The 16,227-nt window shown below is 60.9% G+C and carries 14 protein-coding genes; 2 read left to right on the forward strand and 12 right to left on the reverse strand.

What is annotated here, in order from left to right:
* The first annotated feature begins 79 nt into the window (after positions 1–79).
* The gene (locus F6R97_RS27075) at positions 80–985 is read left to right on the forward strand and encodes a LysR family transcriptional regulator (protein ID WP_048395003.1); all 906 of its coding nucleotides are present in this window, start codon (positions 80–82) and stop codon (positions 983–985) included.
* Positions 986–1,078: 93 nt separating this feature from the next.
* Complete coding sequence (locus F6R97_RS27080; RefSeq protein WP_048395001.1) at positions 1,079–1,885, forward strand: class I SAM-dependent methyltransferase; 807 nt, start codon at positions 1,079–1,081, stop codon at positions 1,883–1,885.
* Positions 1,886–2,067: 182 nt separating this feature from the next.
* Here the strand turns inward: F6R97_RS27080 and F6R97_RS27085 are convergent, their stop codons facing one another.
* The 12 genes from F6R97_RS27085 to F6R97_RS27140 are packed head-to-tail and all read right to left on the reverse strand — an operon-like array spanning position 2,068 to position 16,204.
* The gene (locus F6R97_RS27085) at positions 2,068–2,757 is read right to left on the reverse strand and encodes a hypothetical protein (RefSeq protein ID WP_038984042.1); all 690 of its coding nucleotides are present in this window, start codon (positions 2,755–2,757) and stop codon (positions 2,068–2,070) included.
* A 57-nt stretch (positions 2,758–2,814) separates the two neighbouring features.
* Positions 2,815–3,627: a ChbG/HpnK family deacetylase gene (locus F6R97_RS27090; protein ID WP_048394999.1), complete on the reverse strand. Its 813-nt coding sequence runs from the start codon at positions 3,625–3,627 to the stop codon at positions 2,815–2,817.
* Positions 3,599–4,798: a GNAT family N-acetyltransferase gene (locus F6R97_RS27095; protein ID WP_048394998.1), complete on the reverse strand. Its 1,200-nt coding sequence runs from the start codon at positions 4,796–4,798 to the stop codon at positions 3,599–3,601. The genes F6R97_RS27090 and F6R97_RS27095 overlap by 29 nt, the downstream gene beginning before the upstream one ends.
* Positions 4,795–6,714, reverse strand: a complete 1,920-nt coding sequence (locus F6R97_RS27100; RefSeq protein ID WP_048394996.1) for a hypothetical protein — start codon at positions 6,712–6,714, stop codon at positions 4,795–4,797. Before F6R97_RS27100 ends, F6R97_RS27095 begins: the two co-directional genes overlap by 4 nt.
* Positions 6,711–8,015, reverse strand: coding sequence for a lipopolysaccharide biosynthesis protein (locus tag F6R97_RS27105; RefSeq protein ID WP_050682428.1), 1,305 nt, complete (start codon positions 8,013–8,015; stop codon positions 6,711–6,713). Before F6R97_RS27105 ends, F6R97_RS27100 begins: the two co-directional genes overlap by 4 nt.
* Positions 8,012–9,013, reverse strand: coding sequence for a polysaccharide deacetylase family protein (locus F6R97_RS27110; RefSeq protein ID WP_048394993.1), 1,002 nt, complete (start codon positions 9,011–9,013; stop codon positions 8,012–8,014). The genes F6R97_RS27105 and F6R97_RS27110 overlap by 4 nt, the downstream gene beginning before the upstream one ends.
* Positions 9,014–9,025: 12 nt before the next feature.
* Complete coding sequence (locus F6R97_RS27115; protein WP_315867386.1) at positions 9,026–10,162, reverse strand: glycosyltransferase; 1,137 nt, start codon at positions 10,160–10,162, stop codon at positions 9,026–9,028.
* On the reverse strand, positions 10,155–11,123 hold the full coding sequence (locus tag F6R97_RS27120; RefSeq protein WP_038984032.1) for a glycosyltransferase: 969 nt from the start codon (positions 11,121–11,123) through the stop codon (positions 10,155–10,157). The genes F6R97_RS27115 and F6R97_RS27120 overlap by 8 nt, the downstream gene beginning before the upstream one ends.
* Positions 11,120–12,487 carry an O-antigen ligase family protein gene (locus F6R97_RS27125; protein WP_315867387.1) on the reverse strand — a complete coding sequence of 456 codons (1,368 nt, stop codon included), beginning with the start codon at positions 12,485–12,487 and terminating at the stop codon, positions 11,120–11,122. Before F6R97_RS27125 ends, F6R97_RS27120 begins: the two co-directional genes overlap by 4 nt.
* Positions 12,484–13,539: a glycosyltransferase family 4 protein gene (locus F6R97_RS27130; protein ID WP_390176085.1), complete on the reverse strand. Its 1,056-nt coding sequence runs from the start codon at positions 13,537–13,539 to the stop codon at positions 12,484–12,486. The genes F6R97_RS27125 and F6R97_RS27130 overlap by 4 nt, the downstream gene beginning before the upstream one ends.
* 32 nt (positions 13,540–13,571) lie before the next feature.
* Positions 13,572–15,167 carry a GumC family protein gene (locus F6R97_RS27135; RefSeq protein WP_038984027.1) on the reverse strand — a complete coding sequence of 532 codons (1,596 nt, stop codon included), beginning with the start codon at positions 15,165–15,167 and terminating at the stop codon, positions 13,572–13,574.
* 17 nt (positions 15,168–15,184) lie between these two features.
* Complete coding sequence (locus F6R97_RS27140; RefSeq protein ID WP_038984025.1) at positions 15,185–16,204, reverse strand: polysaccharide biosynthesis/export family protein; 1,020 nt, start codon at positions 16,202–16,204, stop codon at positions 15,185–15,187.
* Positions 16,205–16,227 lie beyond the last annotated feature (23 nt).

The following is a 16,227-nucleotide window of genomic DNA, read 5'->3' on the forward strand; positions in this document are numbered from 1 at the left end:
CTTTTGATCTTTAGAATTTGGGGCGCCGGAAACGCAAAAAGCAGTTATAAAGCGTTTTACTGTCCACCAGAGCGCGACAATGAACCCGTTCGAGGATATGCGTATTTTTTGCCAGGTCATGGACTCTGGCAGCTTCACTGCGGCGGCCGATCAATTAGGGTTGTCCAAGCAGTTCGTCAGCCGCCGCCTGATGCAACTGGAAGAGCGCCTCGGCGTGCGCCTGCTCAACCGTTCGACCCGGCGGTTGGACGTCACGCCACTGGGGCAGAGTTATTACGAATCGGCCCTGCGCCTGCTCAGCGAAGTCGAGCAAGTGGAGCAGGGCATCGCCGGCCAGACCACCGAGCCTCGTGGCACCATTCGCTTGAGCGCGCCGCTGTCATTTGCGGTCGCACATCTGGGCAGTCTGCTGCCGGTATTTTTGCAGCGTTATCGCGAGGTCACCGTGGAAGTCGACCTGAGCGATCGGCCAGTGGACTTGCTCGGCGAGAGCTACGATCTGGCATTGCGCATCGGCGTGCTGGAAGACTCGACACTGATCGCCCGACGCCTCGCCTCCATCGAGCGGGTGTACTGCGCCAGTCCGGCGTATCTGGCCGAGCGCGGCATGCCCCTTAAACCCGAGGATGTGCATACCCACGATTGCCTTCCTTACGGCCACGGTCGTCAGGTGCAATGGCGTTTCGAGGGACGGGGCAAGCCGCTGAGCGTTAACGTCACTGGGCGGATGCGGGTCAACAATGGTGAGTTGCTCAAGGATGCGGCCATCGCCGGCATGGGAATCACGTACCTGCCGACCTTCATCGTCGGTTCGGCCCTGGAGGACGGCCGACTCGTGCCGGTGCTGGATGATTGGCGCCCCGGGCCGCTGACCTTGTCGGCCGTCTACCCGCAACATCGCCAGAGTTCGCGACCGGTGCAGGCGTTGATCGAGTTCTTGCGTGAGCGGTTGAATCAACGCGAAGAGGGTTCGCACCACCGGTGATTACAAGATCACAACAAACCCCTGATGTGGTTTTTCCTGATGCTGATCTAGACTCGTGCCGGCTAATCAAAGGCCCGAATTCTGGAGCGTGCAATGGAAATGCCGACAAAAGAAAAAGCCATCGCCAGCAATCGCGATGCGTGGAATGACTCCGCCCCACACCACAAAGACACCCCTGAGTGGCAGGCCTGTTTGAGTGCTGTGAGCCAAGGCGATTTTTCCTGCCTGGATGACACCCTCAGCGGGTTGCTTCAACAGGTCGGCGTCGATGGCAAGGATGTGGTGCAACTGGGCTGCAACAATGGACGCGAAAGTCTTTCGCTGTTTGCGCTGGGTGCCCGTCGTGTCGTGGGCGTCGACCAGTCGCAGGCCTTTCTCGATCAGGCCCGGGAACTGGCATCTCGTTCGCCCCATGAGCCCGAATTCATCGAGGCTGACATCCATCACCTGCCGACTGAACTGCACCAGCGCTTCGACGTGGCACTGATCACCATCGGTGTATTGAACTGGATGCCGGACATCTCCGAATTCTTGCGCCATGCCGCGCAAACCCTCAAGCCCGGCGGTGCGCTTGTGGTGTACGAAACCCACCCGTTCCTGGAAATGTTCGACCCCGAATCAGCGGATCCCTATCGCCCGGACAGCTCGTATTTTCGCAGCGAACCTTTCGTCCAGAGCCAGCCGATCGTCTACGAAGGCAAAGTCGAACAGCCGGCCTCAGCGTCTTACTGGTTCGTCCACACCCTGGGCGCCATCTTCACCGGTGCCGTTGAGGCGGGGTTGCAGATCAGCCACTTCAAGGAATACCCGCATTCCAACCGCGAAGAACTCTACGATCGGTATCAGCAGCAAAAGGCGCAGTTGCCGTTGTGTTACACGTTGGTGGCGGTGAAGCGCTGAGTTTCGGATCTGAAAAATGAGTTGCACTGACTGACGCTATCGCGGGCAAGCCCGCTCCCACAGTGATCGCTGTCGTTCACAAATCCTTTGGTCAAAGCAGATACCTGTGGGAGCGGGCTTGCCCGCGATGGCGGCGACACGGTCCGCAGTCAAGCAACAACCATCGCTCCCACCAGCCAAAATCACGCCTGCGCCGCAGTCGTCGTCGGCTGCGCAGGTTTGCGCAACTCAGTCAGCCGCGAACCGCTGTAATAGGTTTCGCGGAAGAAGCGAAAGCGGCCGAACAGGTCGTAGACGTGGGTGATGCGCCCCTGTTCCTGGTAGTCCATGCGGATGTGCATTTTCATGGCCTGGATGTTGCGGGTATCGCAAACATCCACGATCTTGTTGCACCCTTTGGCCCGCATCGCATTCCAGAGATTGAACTGGGCGTCCACCGACAGACTGGTGCCAAAGTATTGAGGGATCATTTCACCGCCGAACTCGAAAAATTCACCGGGATTGACCCGGAACCAGCAGCCGTAATAGTGCCGGTCAAAGTAGTCCCTGGCGCTGCCCCAGATAAATCCGATGGCATCACCTTCCTCGTCCACGTACATGTGCCCGGTATGACCCTCGGCGGCGATTTCGGCCATGGCCTTGACGCGGTTACCGTAATACTTGGTGAAAGCCGTGGCGTTTTCCGGGGTGATGATGACCAGGCGCAAGCCTGTGTAGGGTCGCAGATTGTGCGGTGCCACCGGGGTAACCAGATCGCGCCCCAACCACAACAGCTCTCGGTGGAAGAACACATAGCGCTTCCAGAGCGTCTGGAGCGTGTGGAGCAGGCCCTTTTGTTTGATGCGTTCGTGAAGCTTGTCGATGGCGCTCATGAAGTCCTCCGAGGCTGAAGCCAGGGTTGGGTGGGTAATGTTTTCAATGGCGATAAATCAAGGTTGCACCGTGTGTAGATCAGTCGAGTACTGCGGTCCCTCTTTGAACGCCTTTGGCACAACGGCATAGGACACTCTCGGAATGCCCGGAAGACGCAGCTCCAGCATGCGAGCCAGAGACTCTTCGGGGTTTAAATAGATATCGCCAAAATCGGCCCCGATATGGGTCGGGTGGACAACTATTTCCAACAGGCCGTCGATCGGCATCGCCACGTTGCGCAGGTCTACCGGGGTGCATACGTACTGGGCGGTCGCGCCGGCCAAGCGGTTCAATCGATGATTGAACAGCGTCTTGAATACCCGCTTGGGCACACTCAGGTTCTTTCCCAAATGGCGCGCCAGTCGCACGGGCACCCCTTGGTGGGCGGCGAAACGCGCGACGATTTCGCCGATGGGCCAGATGTTGTGCACGTGCTGATGGGAATCGATGTGGCTTGGGAGAAGGCCGTTATCCAGGCAGCGTTGCCATTGGGCTTGGAGTTCCTCCAGCACCGCGTCGCGATCATGGCGGTTGAGCCAGAGACTGTGGCGGGGCAGGTTGAGATTGAACACGCCCTGGCTGTCGCAGAATGTCGAACGCGTGAGAATCGACGGGCTCAACGGCCGGCCATAGGTGAGGTTGAAGTGCAACCCGACTCTCCCCTGGAGCAACGGCTGCCGGGCCAGGACGCAGGCCTCCTCGAAGGCCGGCATGTTGGCCATGGCGGTGGCGGAGCTGATAACCCCGGCCTGGAAGGCACCGAGAATCACCGCGTTTTCGCTCAGGCTGAGGCCGAAATCGTCAGCGTTGACTATGACTTGGCGAGGCATGTTCATCCTCCATGGTTTTTTTGGTGGGCGCGGGTGTAGGAGTGGAAGCAGGAACAACCTGCGCCGCCGCACGCCAGGCCTGCCACTTTTTCAACCAGGGCTTGAGCTGGTGCCAGAGCCGCATGGTCAGCCCCAAGGCGAGGCCGCTGGGACGCCAGGAGTAGAAGCTCCAGCGCCAGTGTTCCAGTTGCCCGGTCATGCGTTCCTGAAGTTGATGGCTGGAGTTTTCCAGGCTGACCCGCGAAGCGTCGATCCAGTGCCAGTTGTCGTCCAGGCCCCAGCGAATCCACTCTTCAAGCAGCACACGACCGCTGCCCAGATCGGCGTATTTGGGCAGGAACGCCAGGTTGTAGTCGAACAGCCGGCCCTGTTCCAGCAAGCCGAGCCGGTAGCTGATGCAGCGCCCGTCCAGTTCCAGCACCACCACCCGCAGCAGCCCCTGTTCGGCGAGGGCGGTGAAGGCCAGGTTGGTCCATTGTCTACGGCTGCTGGTGAAGATCCCTACGCCTTCGACGCCTTTCCAGCTCTGCGCTTCGACTTCGCTGAGGGCCTGCAATAAAGGCCCGATGGTGGCTGCGTCAGGGGTTATGCGTCGGACCTGGGCGCCATAAGCCAAGATGCGTTTACGCGCCCTACGCAGTTTGTAGCGTGGGTCGCCGGACACTTCCTGGCGGTCGGTCTCGCTGATCAAATGCACCGGCACCCGGCAACTGAGGCGGCGCTCGCCGGTCGAGCTGTGGGCCATCCATGCGGTCAGCGCGCTTTCTTCGCCGATGGGTTCGGACAATTCGTTGAGTTGCAGCATCGCATGGGGCAAGTGGCGGCGGATGATCACCAGCGCCTTGCGCATGCTGTCGGTATCGAGGCAGGTGAGTAGGGCCAGGCGATCGGCGAGGGGATAACCGAGGTGATGCAAGACCCGAAATGGCAGCTGTCCAAAGCGCTCCACGGACGCTACCAGCGGCAGGCACAAGGCCAACTCATCACCTTGCCAGCCAAGCAGAACGTGCAAGCGTTCCCCGGCGGTCAGTGCCTGTTCGGATGCGCACAGCCAGGCGAGGGTGTTGAACGGCGTATGGTCCGTCACGCGCCTGCGCAACCCCTCATAGGCAGCTGCCGGAAAGTCCGGGGCGCACAACGTCGTGCGCCATTCGAATCGAGCGGAAGTCATGAGGCGCTCCAGCTCAAGGCGAACAGGGTTTCGCCCGGCAGGTCGAAGCTGACGCGACCGTCGTGACAGTTGAATTGAGCGCTACGGCTGCGGCTGTCGGCACCGAAGTACACCAGCGCGCCCTTGGCCAGCGGGCACGTCGCCCCGGCCAGATCGATACGCTGCAAGCGCACCCCCTTGTTGACCCCCAGTAAACTTCGCTGACGTTCGGTGGCCATGGCCAGCACATCGACTTCGAAGGCGTCGTTGTCCAGGCGCATGACGTTTTTCAGCCAGTGCTGCTGGATGAATTGCTGGGCCAGGCCCACCGGCTTGAGTTCGAAACGATCGCCGCCCAGCACCCGCACCATGCCTTTGGGGTAGGTCGGTTCGTCGGCGGCCTGAAACCAGTTGAGCATGTCCAGCAACCCGTCCTGCGCCGAGTTGATGACCACCGAGGTCCACCACATCGAGGCAAAATGGGTTTCCTGATCATAGGGGCTCAGGCTCGAGCCGCTGGACAGGTTGGTCTGATCCAGCAGCAAGGCCTTGCGTGGCCGGCCCTTGGCATCGAGGCCCACCAGGTCGGCGGCACGGCGCACGCTGTCGCGGTAGACCCGCGTCGCCAGCAGGTCGCGAATCATCCATTCGTGCCAGGCGAGGGCGTCGATCTGCTCACCGGATTCGGCCAGCAGACGCCGTGCCCAATCGATACCGCGCTTGTCGACGGCGTTGTCGGCGAACGGGCCGTTGATGAAGCGCGAAGTGGCGGGCATGGCGATGCGCACACCCGCCTTGGCATTGGCCGGATCGCTGCGCACTTGCCGAGCCATGCTGTTGAAGATCGCCTGGTAGTCGGCATAGCTCGGATAGTTGAGGTTCGGCTCGTCGGCGAACGCGATGTAATGCGTACCGGTGCCGCCGAGGGCGCGAGTGGCGGCGAGCCAGGCATCGAGACCGGCGTTGCTTTGAGTGTCGGCGCGCAAATCCGCCTGACGCTTGCTGCCGGCCAATAGCGTGAGGTCTTGGGTGATGCCGAAGCGGTTCTGATAGAGCTGGCGGAACGCATCTTCGTGGTGCGGATTTTGCGCGGTGACGTCAACGAAACTGTAATAGGTGCCCGCCTGAGGCTTGAGGGCGTCGAGCGCTGCGAAACTGGATTGAGGGGGCAGCACGTAAGGCAAATAAATGCCCAGGTTCGGGGTGGGGCCGAGCATCTCTTTGTGCAGGGTCAGGCGGGTCTGGCCATCGTCCTCGCGCAGCGGTTTGAGTTGCTGCGGTTTCTGGGCAAACAAGTTCGCCGTGCCATCGAGCCAGAATGCGACCTTGCCGCTGCCTTGCAGGCGCAGGCGCCAGACCTGTTCGTCCTGAGTGACGGGCAATGCCAACTGATCGAACTGCCAATAGGCGCGATGAGGTTTCAGTGCCAGGGACAGCTGTTTGTTGTCGCTCACGCGCTGGGCCTGCAGGGCGTTGATCCCACCGTGAAACTTACCGCCCAGTACGGCGTGTTCCCCCGGCGCGACCTTGAAAAACAGCTCATCGCCACCGCGGGTTTCGGCACTGAAATGCACCTTGGCCGGGGCGAACAACGCCACGGTGCTCTCGTCATGTTCGATCGTGTAGCGGCGGAAACTGTAGCCCGGAATTTCCAGTCGATAACTGGCGGCACTCGGCGCCAGTGGCCAGCTCTGCTTGCCTCGGGTTTCACTGGCAGCGATCAGGCGCTCGCCCTTCAGGTTGCCGTTGCCGTCGAGCAGGTACAGGCGTTCTTCGTTGGCATCGGCCTGCCACGCCGGAACCCAGCGAATAGTCAGCGTGTCGGGGCGATCCGTTTGCAGGTACAGGCTGCCGTCGCGAATATCAGCCCAGCGCATGGGCGCCGCCTGGGCGCTCAAACCGAGGCCCAGGCTCAACAGCAGCATGAGGCGTTTCATGCCGATTTCCTTTGCAGCATCTGCAGCATCGGAGCCACATCGCTGGGCAGGATGATCAGGGTTTGCCAGACCGGTACGCCACTCAACCGGCAATACATCACCAGCAACGCGAGGGTTACCGCCAGGTAGGCGATGGACGATGCCGTTGCGGCGCCGACGATGCCGTAGATCGGGATCAGCAACAGGTTCAGGGCCAGGTTCAGCAACGCGCCGAGGCCCATCAATAGTGAAATCGTGCCGGGGCGATTTTTGCCCAGCAAGTCCAGGCGCAGGATGCTCGCATAGCAAAGACCGAACAGCCCCGGCAGCAGCGCCAGTAACGCCGGGTAAGCCGGCTGATAGGCAACGCCAAACAGCGTGACGATCAGCCATTCACCGATCACCGCCATGGTCAGGCACGCGCCGAGCATCACCGTGGCGGTCAGGCGCAGGGCCAACGGCGTCAGGCGATCCATGCCTTCATCCTGTTGCAGCAGGCGTTTCATCAGCGGCGTGGTCACCGCTTCCGGGACGATCAGCAGCAACTCGGCGGCGGCGCTGGCCATGGCGTAATGACCCAATGCGGTGCTGCCGAGCAGGGCGCCGATGAACAGGAAATCGGAGCGCAGAATCACTTGCTGGAACAGCAGGTCCGGATGGCTGCGAGCGCTGTAGCGCAGCAGTTCATTCTGACTGGCGCGGTCCCATTGCAACGCCAAGGGCTGAGCGCGTTTGAGCCAGTACCAACCGGCCAGCACCACAAGGCTGATGCCGGCCAGCCAACTGATCAGCGCGGCTTCTAGCGCAGCGTCTTTCCACATCCAGAACAAAGCCAGAAACAGCAGCAGTGGTGCCAGGGATTCCAGCAGCCGCAAGGCATTGAATGCCACCACACCGCCCGACGCATTGTGCAAGGTCAGCAGACCGCTCTTGAGCACGGTCAGCGGCACCGCCAGCAATAACAGCCAGGCGAGCAATCCCAGTTGCGTGGTGATGTCGAGCTCACCACCGAACTCGCGCACCAGCGCCACCACCAGCAACGTCAGCAAACCCGCCAGCAGGCAGCCGAACACCAACACCTGGCTCAGCAACAATCCCATGGGCCGTTGCTTGGCCGCCTGATACCCCACCGCCGAATTCAGCCCGCCGCTGGTGGCGGCGCTGATCAAATCGGGCAGGGTACTGAGCAAGGCAAACAGACCGCGCTCGCTAGGCCCCAAAATCCGCGCCAGCAATACGTTGCGCAGCAGCCGCAGGGCGATCATCGCCAGTTTGGTGCCCATGCTCAGGGCCAGGTGTTTGAGATAGCGATTGCGACTCATGGCCGGGCTCCGCGGTAGATGCGCCAGGACAGCAACTCCGGATTGCGCGCCGTACGCTGGCTGATGCCGATACGCGGCAAGGCCAATGGATCGCTGATGCCACGGTAGATTCCGGGAGCGGTACCCAGGGCAAACGGGAAATCATGATCGGCGACGTGTTCGCGGATCCGCGCATCATGGTCGCCATTGGGGTAGCAGTAGACCGGCAGCGGTCGGTTGCAACCGTTGTGCAGGGCGTTGCGGCTGCGACTGATTTCCTCGTCCAGACGTTGATCGTCAAGGCCGATGAAGATCGCGTGGCTGGCGCCGTGGGGGCCGAAGCGGATCAACCCGCTGGCTTCCAGCGCGCGTACTTGATGCCAGTCCAGAGCCTGGGGCAACGACTCCTCCGGGCATTGATCAGTGAGCCGGTTCAGTTCGCCCGGGGCCAAGGATTTCAGGCTTTGCAGAAAATGCAAAAGCGCCAGGCTGCGGCGCTGCACATCCAGATCATCAAGCAGCACCGGCAACGGTCGCCCAAGCTGTTGCAGGCATTCAATCAAATGCGCCCGGGCTTTTTCGCCGTGGCTGTGCCACAGGGTTTCTCCCAGGCTTTCCCACCAGAAGCGTTGCCGGCTGCCAATGAAATCGGTGGAGAGAAAAATGCTCGCCGGCACCTGATACTTCTTTAGCAAGGGGAAGGCATTCAGCGCGTTGTCGCGCCAGCCGTCGTCGAAGGTCAGCGCGACTTTTGGCCGTTCGGATCTGACGGAGCCGGGTTGCAAGATCTCCATCAGCGGCACGCAATCGAAGTGTTTTTTCAGCCAGGCCAGCAAGTGTGCAAAGGCCTTCGGCCCGACGCACAATTCATTGCGATGGGGCAGGTCGGCGGCGCGGTCATTGGCCAGCACCCGGTGCAGCATCAGGATCACTCCGGCGCCGTGCAATTGGTGACGGCCTACGGGCGAGTTGAGATAAAGCCAGCCACTGGTGCGTTTTAATAATTGTTTGATCGCCATGGCGCGGTCCTTTCAACGATTTTGCTCGGGGTTCCATTGCGCGTACCGCTGGCCGCGCAAGAACTGCCACAGACCGATACTCATCCCGGCAAGGGTCACCAGAACAAACGCGGCGAGGCGAAAAGGTTTGGGCAAACGGTGTTGCACATCCAACAGGCCGACGATGGCCATCGCGTAACCGAGCAGTTGCGCGATCAGGCTCAGGCGATAGAAGCCATGTACATTCCACAGCCAGAAATTGCTCAGCAGCAACGGCAGCAACAGGATCGGTGCCAGGCGTCGAATCAGCTTGTGGCTGATCAGTGCAATCGCATACAGGCCATACCTCCAAGGGTTCAGCAGCTCCCGACGCTGGGCCAGGCTTTGCAGGCCGCCGACGGTGACGCGCTGGCGACGACGCCATTGCTTGGCGATCTCGTCGACACCCTGGTCGCTCACTTGTGCTTGGGGCACATAAACGATGCGTTTGAACGCCACCGGCGCGCAGGTGCTGATAAAGAAGTCATCGTTGACCTCCGCCGGCACGTGCTGGAACAACTCGCGGCGCAGGGCGAGCAGGGCACCGTCGGCGGAGACCATGCAGCCGGTGCGATTTTCCACCTTGCGCAACCAGCCTTCGTAATGCCGATAAAGGCTGTCGCCCAGGCTCAGGCCCTTGCCCGGCACCGGGATCAGCATGTGCCCGGCGCAGGCCCCGACCTCTGGATCGGCCAGGGGCGCGAGCAACTGGCCGAGGGTGTCGGTCGACCATTGGTTGTCGGCATCGGTGAACACCAGAATCTCGCCCGTGCTCAGGGCGACGCCGGCATTCAAGGTGGCTGCCTTGCCCTGACGGGGCAGGTCGAGCACGCTGATGCGCGGGTCGATGACCTTGTGGGCGCAGGTCACGGTGTCGTCGGTGGAGCCGTCGCTGGCCAGAATGATCTGTAGCGAACGCGCCTGATAATCCTGGGCGAGCAGGGTGCGCAACTTCTCTTCGATATGCCGGGCCTCGTTGTGCGCGGCGATGATGATGCTGACATTCATGGGGGGGGCTGGCGCATGACGCCGCGCACGGAACAACGGCGCGATCAGCGACAGCAGCAGCGGGTAGCCGAGCCAGGCATACACCGGCAAGAGCAGGCACAACCAGAAAATGAATTCAGCCACGGGCCGGCCTCCTGGCATTCCAATGACACAGGCTCAGAATGAGCGCGGCACCGGCCAGGTGCAGACGCACCCAATGCAGGCCCCAGAGTTGCAGCATCAGGCGAGGGTCGTGGTGTATCAGGCTCTGGCGCAGGCTCTGGGCGAGCGCTGGCAGGCTGGTGATGAACAGCATGAATAGCGCCAGTGAAGGGGAACCGTTGAGCAGGGCGGATAGCGCCATGAAATCCAGCACCCAGGCGATGATCGACAGCATCGGGAAACGCAGTAAACGCAGATTCATGCCGTGGCTGCGCAGTAATTGCAGGTGACTTCCCTGACGCCAGAACTCCTTGCCCATCCATTCGCGCCAACTGCTCTCGTAACCCCAATGCAGGGCAACGCTCTGGTTGACGGACAGCAGGCGTGCGCCAGAGTGGGAAAGGCGCATGGTGAAATCTTTGTCTTCGCCGGTGCGCAGGTTTTCGTTGAAGCCGCCGACCTTGTCGAACCATGGACGACGCATCAACAGGTTGGAACTGGGCAGCCATCGCACTGTTTTCACCGTTTCATCGTTCGGGCGCAACGTGCGGCGTTGCCAGGCATTGGCATACCACGGGGCTTCGGCCGGGGTGTGCAGGTCCAGTCCCAGGACGTCGACCTGAACGGCGGGCTGGATGCTCAACAACAGCGTGAGCCAGTCCTCGGGCATTTCGATGTCGGCATCGATGAAGGCCAGCCATTCGCCTGTGGCAACGGCGGCGCCGCGATTGCGCAGCGCGCCGATCAGCAGGCCCGGCAGAACCAGCACCTGCGCGCCCATTTGCCGCGCAATGTGCGGCCCTTGATCCTTGGAACCGTTGTCGGCCACGATCAACTCGCATTCCAGCCCCGCGGCATTGGCGGCGCGTTGCGCAGCGAGCAACGTACGACCGATATGTCGGGCTTCGTTGTACATCGGGATGACGAGGCTGATGCGGCTCATGCCCTGGCCTCCGTCGGCGGACGTTCTTCAGCCTTGAGGCGCAACACGCAAGTCAGGGCGAGAATGATCCACAGGTATTTGTGATTCGGTGCGCTGAGGAACATCAAGAACAGCAACAGCGACAGATAGCTCATGCCCAGGTGCGTGATCAGGTCGGCCTGTTCCCAGTTGCGTCGCAGTAACCAGGCGTGTCGGGCGCGGACCAGGTTGTACATCCCGGCACCCAGCATGCTGACGAACAACAGCCCGGCGGGAATCCCCACTTCGCTGAAAATTTCCAGGTAGGTGTTGTGAGCGCGGCGATACAGGTCGCCCGGCTTGCGGTTGGCGGAAAACGCCTTGGCATAACCGGTAGTGGCGTACTGCAGCGGGAAGGTGCCGGGGCCGGAACCGAGTAACGGATGTTCACGAATGACCTGGCTGCCGACCACAAGGTATGACGCGCGGCGGCCAAGGGATTCGTCCTGGCTCTTGGCACCGGCCTTCAAGATGCTCAAGGACTGGATGCGCGCGATATAACCGGCCGGCATCGAGTAAATGGCCAGCGGAATCACGAGCACCAGGCCAAGCATGGCAAAGCCCAGATGGCGCGGACGGATGCGTGGCAACTGAGCGCGGTAGTGCCAGGCGCCGATCATCAAACTGAGGAACAGCACCACCAGCCCGGAACGGGAATCGGTTTTGGTCATGCCGCCCAGCAGCAAAATGCAGCAGGCGCCCCAGAACAATCGGTGTAGCAGGTTCGGGCCGCGGATCACCAGCAGCAGAGCCAATGGCACGGCGAAGGCGATCAGCAGGGCAAACGAGTTCGGGTCTTCCAGCAGCCCGGAGGCGCGGCCTTGGTCCTGATACTTGGCGGAGAGCATGGCCAGCGCGCAGGTCGCGCTGACGCTGAGGGTCACCAGCCGGGCGAACAGATCGAGGTTCAGCTCACGGCCGATCAGCAAGGTAATCACAAACAGAATCAGGCCGACAGACAGTTCCCGCAGATGGCTCTGGGACATGTCCAGGTTGTCGGTAATGATCATGCTCAACAGGTACAACGCCATGAACCCGATCAGGTAGCGCCAGATGTTGCTGCGCAGGCGCTCGGACGGAATCTGGTGGATGGCCAGTTGCAACATCAGGATCAGTGCCAGTGACGCCCCGATGAACTTGGTGCCCGACAGTGCGCTGCCCTTGAAGAAACCTTCGAACGGGACCAGCGCCGCGATGCCCAACAAACCCCAGGCGGGTTTTCGGTACAGCACCGCGACAGCCACCAGCCCGAGCACCGCGCCCGGCGCCAGATACGGATAAGGACTGGCCAGCAAACCGAGGCAGACCAGGGCGAGCAAACTGACGATCGAGAGCGGAAAGATCACGCGCGTGCCTCCCGTGCAGTACGGATATAAAGCTGCGACCAGCGTTCGGCCAAAGCCTTCAGGTCGTAACGGTCCAATTGCGTACGTCTTGCGTTGTCGATCAATTCGCGAGCCAGTGCCGGTTCATTCAGCAGCGTATCGATCTGCCGTGCGAGGGCGGCGCTGTCGGTGGGTGTCGCCAGCAGGCCGTTGTGCCGGTCCTCCAGCACATCGGGAATCCCGCCGACGCTGAACGCCACCACTGGCACCCCGGCCTGCATCGCTTCCAGCAAAATCATCGGCGTGCCCTCGGTGCGCGAACTGATCACCAGCGCGTCGAGTTGCTGCCACCACCGGTTCATGTCGGTCTGGTAGCCCGGCAGGGTGATGCGTTCGTGCAAGCCCGCAGCGGCGATCCGCGCCAGCATGGTTTGCTGTTCCGGGCCGTCGCCGAGCATCACGGCGTCCAGTTGCGGGTATTGCTGACAGAGCGGAATCAGGGCATCGAGAAACAGGTCCGGGCCTTTTTCGTTACTCAGCCGACCGACGTAACCCGCCAGCCAGCGCGGGTGTGTGGCATTGTGAGGGAGCAGGCCGCTGGCCTTTGGCAGACCATTGGGAATCACTTGCAGTTTCTCCGTCCGGATACAGGCCTTGCGGTGCAGCACGGCGATGCTTTCGGCCACGCAAACCACGCGATGCACCGACGCTGTGCGACATAATTGCAAACTCAGCCAGCCATAAATGCGTTGCTTGCGACTGCGCGGGGTGAAGCCGTGCTGGGTAATCACCAACGGCAAGTCCAGCAGCGTCGCGCCCAGCCAGCCAAATAACAGACCCTTGAAATTGTGCGTGTTGATCAGCGGTTGTTCAGCCCGCCGCTGACGTAAATGACGCAGCAATTGCCTCAAACCCGTGAAGCTGCGGCAGTCGACCCCAGCCTCGCGAAATCGCGCGATCAGCGCTGGCGGCGCATCGAGAAACAGCACTTGGTGCTGCCCCGGCGTCGCCAGGCAATGGTCCAGCAGCATCCGCTCAGCCCCATAGAAGCCGCCGCTGCTGATCAAATGCATGATCGGCAGAGCGCTGGCGCTGAGCGGCCCGTTCAATGGCGCACCCAATGCACGAAGCTATCAACGGTCCAGTTTTTGTGCGGGTTGTTCGGCATGACGTCTTGCTCGTTGATCACCAACAGCACCGGCAAGCCCAGTTCATGGGTGATTTGCGCTGGGTGTTTGAAGCGGTGATCGAAGAACTCACGCACGTAGACGAAGGCAATCGCCAGCAGCAGACCGGTCAGCATCCCGAACGGAATGATCAGGATCGGTTTGGGAAACGCCGCATCGGTCGGCTCGTACGGCGGGCTGAGTACCCGGGCGTTGGACATATCGTTGTTCAGCAAACTGGCGGAGCTGCTTTCGGCAAAGCGCTGGGCATAGGTGGAGAACGCTGCGTGCAGGGCATTGATCTCGGTGTCCATTTGCGCCAGTTTGCTTTGAGCCACTTGCAACTGATGGATGCGGTCCTTGAACTCGGCGATGCGCGCGGTTTTCTGGTTGATCACCGAGGTGACAACCGCCAGGTCGTTGGTCCGCTCCTGAATCCGGTTGCTGACGATTTTCAGGAACTGCTGGCGGGTGCGGGAAATTTGCTCGCGGGTCAACAGCATCGGTTCACTGCCCGGCTTGAAGATCGCCAGGTCGTTCATGTAGCGGCTGACCTGAGTCGTCAGTTGTTCACCGAGCTGTCTGATCTCCCGGTCTTCGAAGGCAATGTTGTCCACCGTGGTGGTGAAGGTGTAGGGGAAGGTGTACTCGCTGAGCCGGGACGTATTGGTGGCGGCCGTCAGGGCAGTTTTCAGGTAGTCGAGCCAGCGTTGGCTTTGCAACAGGCGATCCTGATACAGGTTCAGGGCCTGCTCCTCGGTGTTGATGGCGTTGAGGCGGAAGGTGATTTCTTCCTTCGGATCGGAAGAACCCACCCCTTCGAGCAACGTCAGTCGATTGCCTTCCAGGCCATCGAGACGCACCTGATATTGCTTCTTCTTGGTTTCGTAGAAGCTCTGCGGCAGTTCGATCGATTGCAGTTCCTGACGGTTGACCAGGTAGTTTTGCAGCAGCGCCGCGACAAACCGGGTGCCTTGGGCCGGATCGCCAAAGCTGTAGACAATGGAGATTACGTTGGAGCCCGGCAAGGTCTCGATTTTCAGGTTTTCGGTGGCCTGCTGGGTGAAGACATCCAGGTCGGTATTGCGCACTGGATCGGTCTCAAGCCCGAACGCATCGCGCACCGGATTGACCACGTATTCACGCAAGGGGGTGGTCACAAAGCGTTTGATCGGTTCGGTCACCAGTTTACTGAGGACCCCGGTGTTGGGCGCATACTCGCCTTTGGCCATAAGGTCGCTGATGGTCTGACGGATCAGGGCCGGTGAGCGCAGGATATTGCTCTCGGTTTCCATGTCCGCCAGTGAGGGTGGAATGAAAGAGGCATCACCTTGGGTCAGGGACGTGGTGGCGTCTCCCTGGGAGAGTTTTTTGGATTGCACGATCACCTGCGCGGTGATATCGAAGCTCTGTTTGAGCATCAGCGGCAAGATCAGGGCGATCACTGCAAAGATCAGGAAGACCCGCTTCACCAACTTTTTGTTGGCGAAGAAAATCCTGAAGAACTCATGCAGGTAGTTTTCCTTTGGGTTCATGGTCGGTCACCTGAGCGTTAGTTGTCGCTGTCTTTGTTGTCGACGCGGTAGGCGAATCCGAAGCCCACCCCCTGGAACAACACCACGTCCGCCAGTTGCCGCGCGAGCTCACCGGCGCTGGCCAGTTTGGTCTTGGGCACGTAGAGCATGTCGTCCGGTTGCAGGTAAGCAATCTGCGAGGCGTCACCGGACAAGGCTTTTTCAACGTCGTAGTGCACGGCCTGCACATGGTTGCCGGTGCGGCGCATGATCACCACCGAATCGAGCCGCGCCTTGACGTTGGTGCCACGGGCCAGGGTCAACGCTTCGAGCACCGAAACCGGCCGGCGAATCGGGTAGGAGCCCGGTTGCGCGACTTCACCCAGCACATAGATTTCATTACCCGACGTGGACTTGAGCATGACGTTGACCTTCATCCGTCCCGGCAATTGCGCATAACGTTGATTGAGGAAAGTTTCCAGTTGGTTGACCGTCATGCCTTGCAGCGGTACGGAGCCGATTTCCGGGAAACTCGCATAGCCGTCGTTGCCCACGGTGATCTCCCGGGTCATGCCCGCACCGGGTTGGCTCAGGGTGGTTTTGAGATTTTGCTCGTTGCTCAGCGGGCTGGTGACTAGCACAGTCACCTGATTGCGATTGGGCTGAAACAGGGATTTGCGCTCATAAGCGCGCTGGATCTCCTGTCGCGCTTCGACAGCCGTCAGCCCGGCGATTTTCACCGCGGTATTGGCCCCCGGCAGTTCGATGGTGCCGTCGGGCAGCACCAGTTGAGTGCCGTTGAGCTGGCTGGCCGCGGTGAAGTTCAGGGCGACCTGGTCACCGGCCTGAATGCGGTAAGCCCCCGAGCTACTGGTGCTGATGTGATAAATCACATCCAGCACGTCCTTGGGCCGCAAGGTCTGTTCGACCCTGGGCATGTCGGTGGCCTGGGCATTGGCAGGCTCGGCCGTGAGAATCTGCACCGGCATATGCTGGGTTTCGGTGCTGGAGCAACCTGCAAGCGGCAGCAACAGCAGGAGAAGCATTTTGGCGTTCATGGCGTCATCCTTTTCTGCGGTTG

Source organism: Pseudomonas sp. JV414, assembly GCF_032424305.1.
Classification (GTDB): domain Bacteria; phylum Pseudomonadota; class Gammaproteobacteria; order Pseudomonadales; family Pseudomonadaceae; genus Aquipseudomonas; species Aquipseudomonas lini.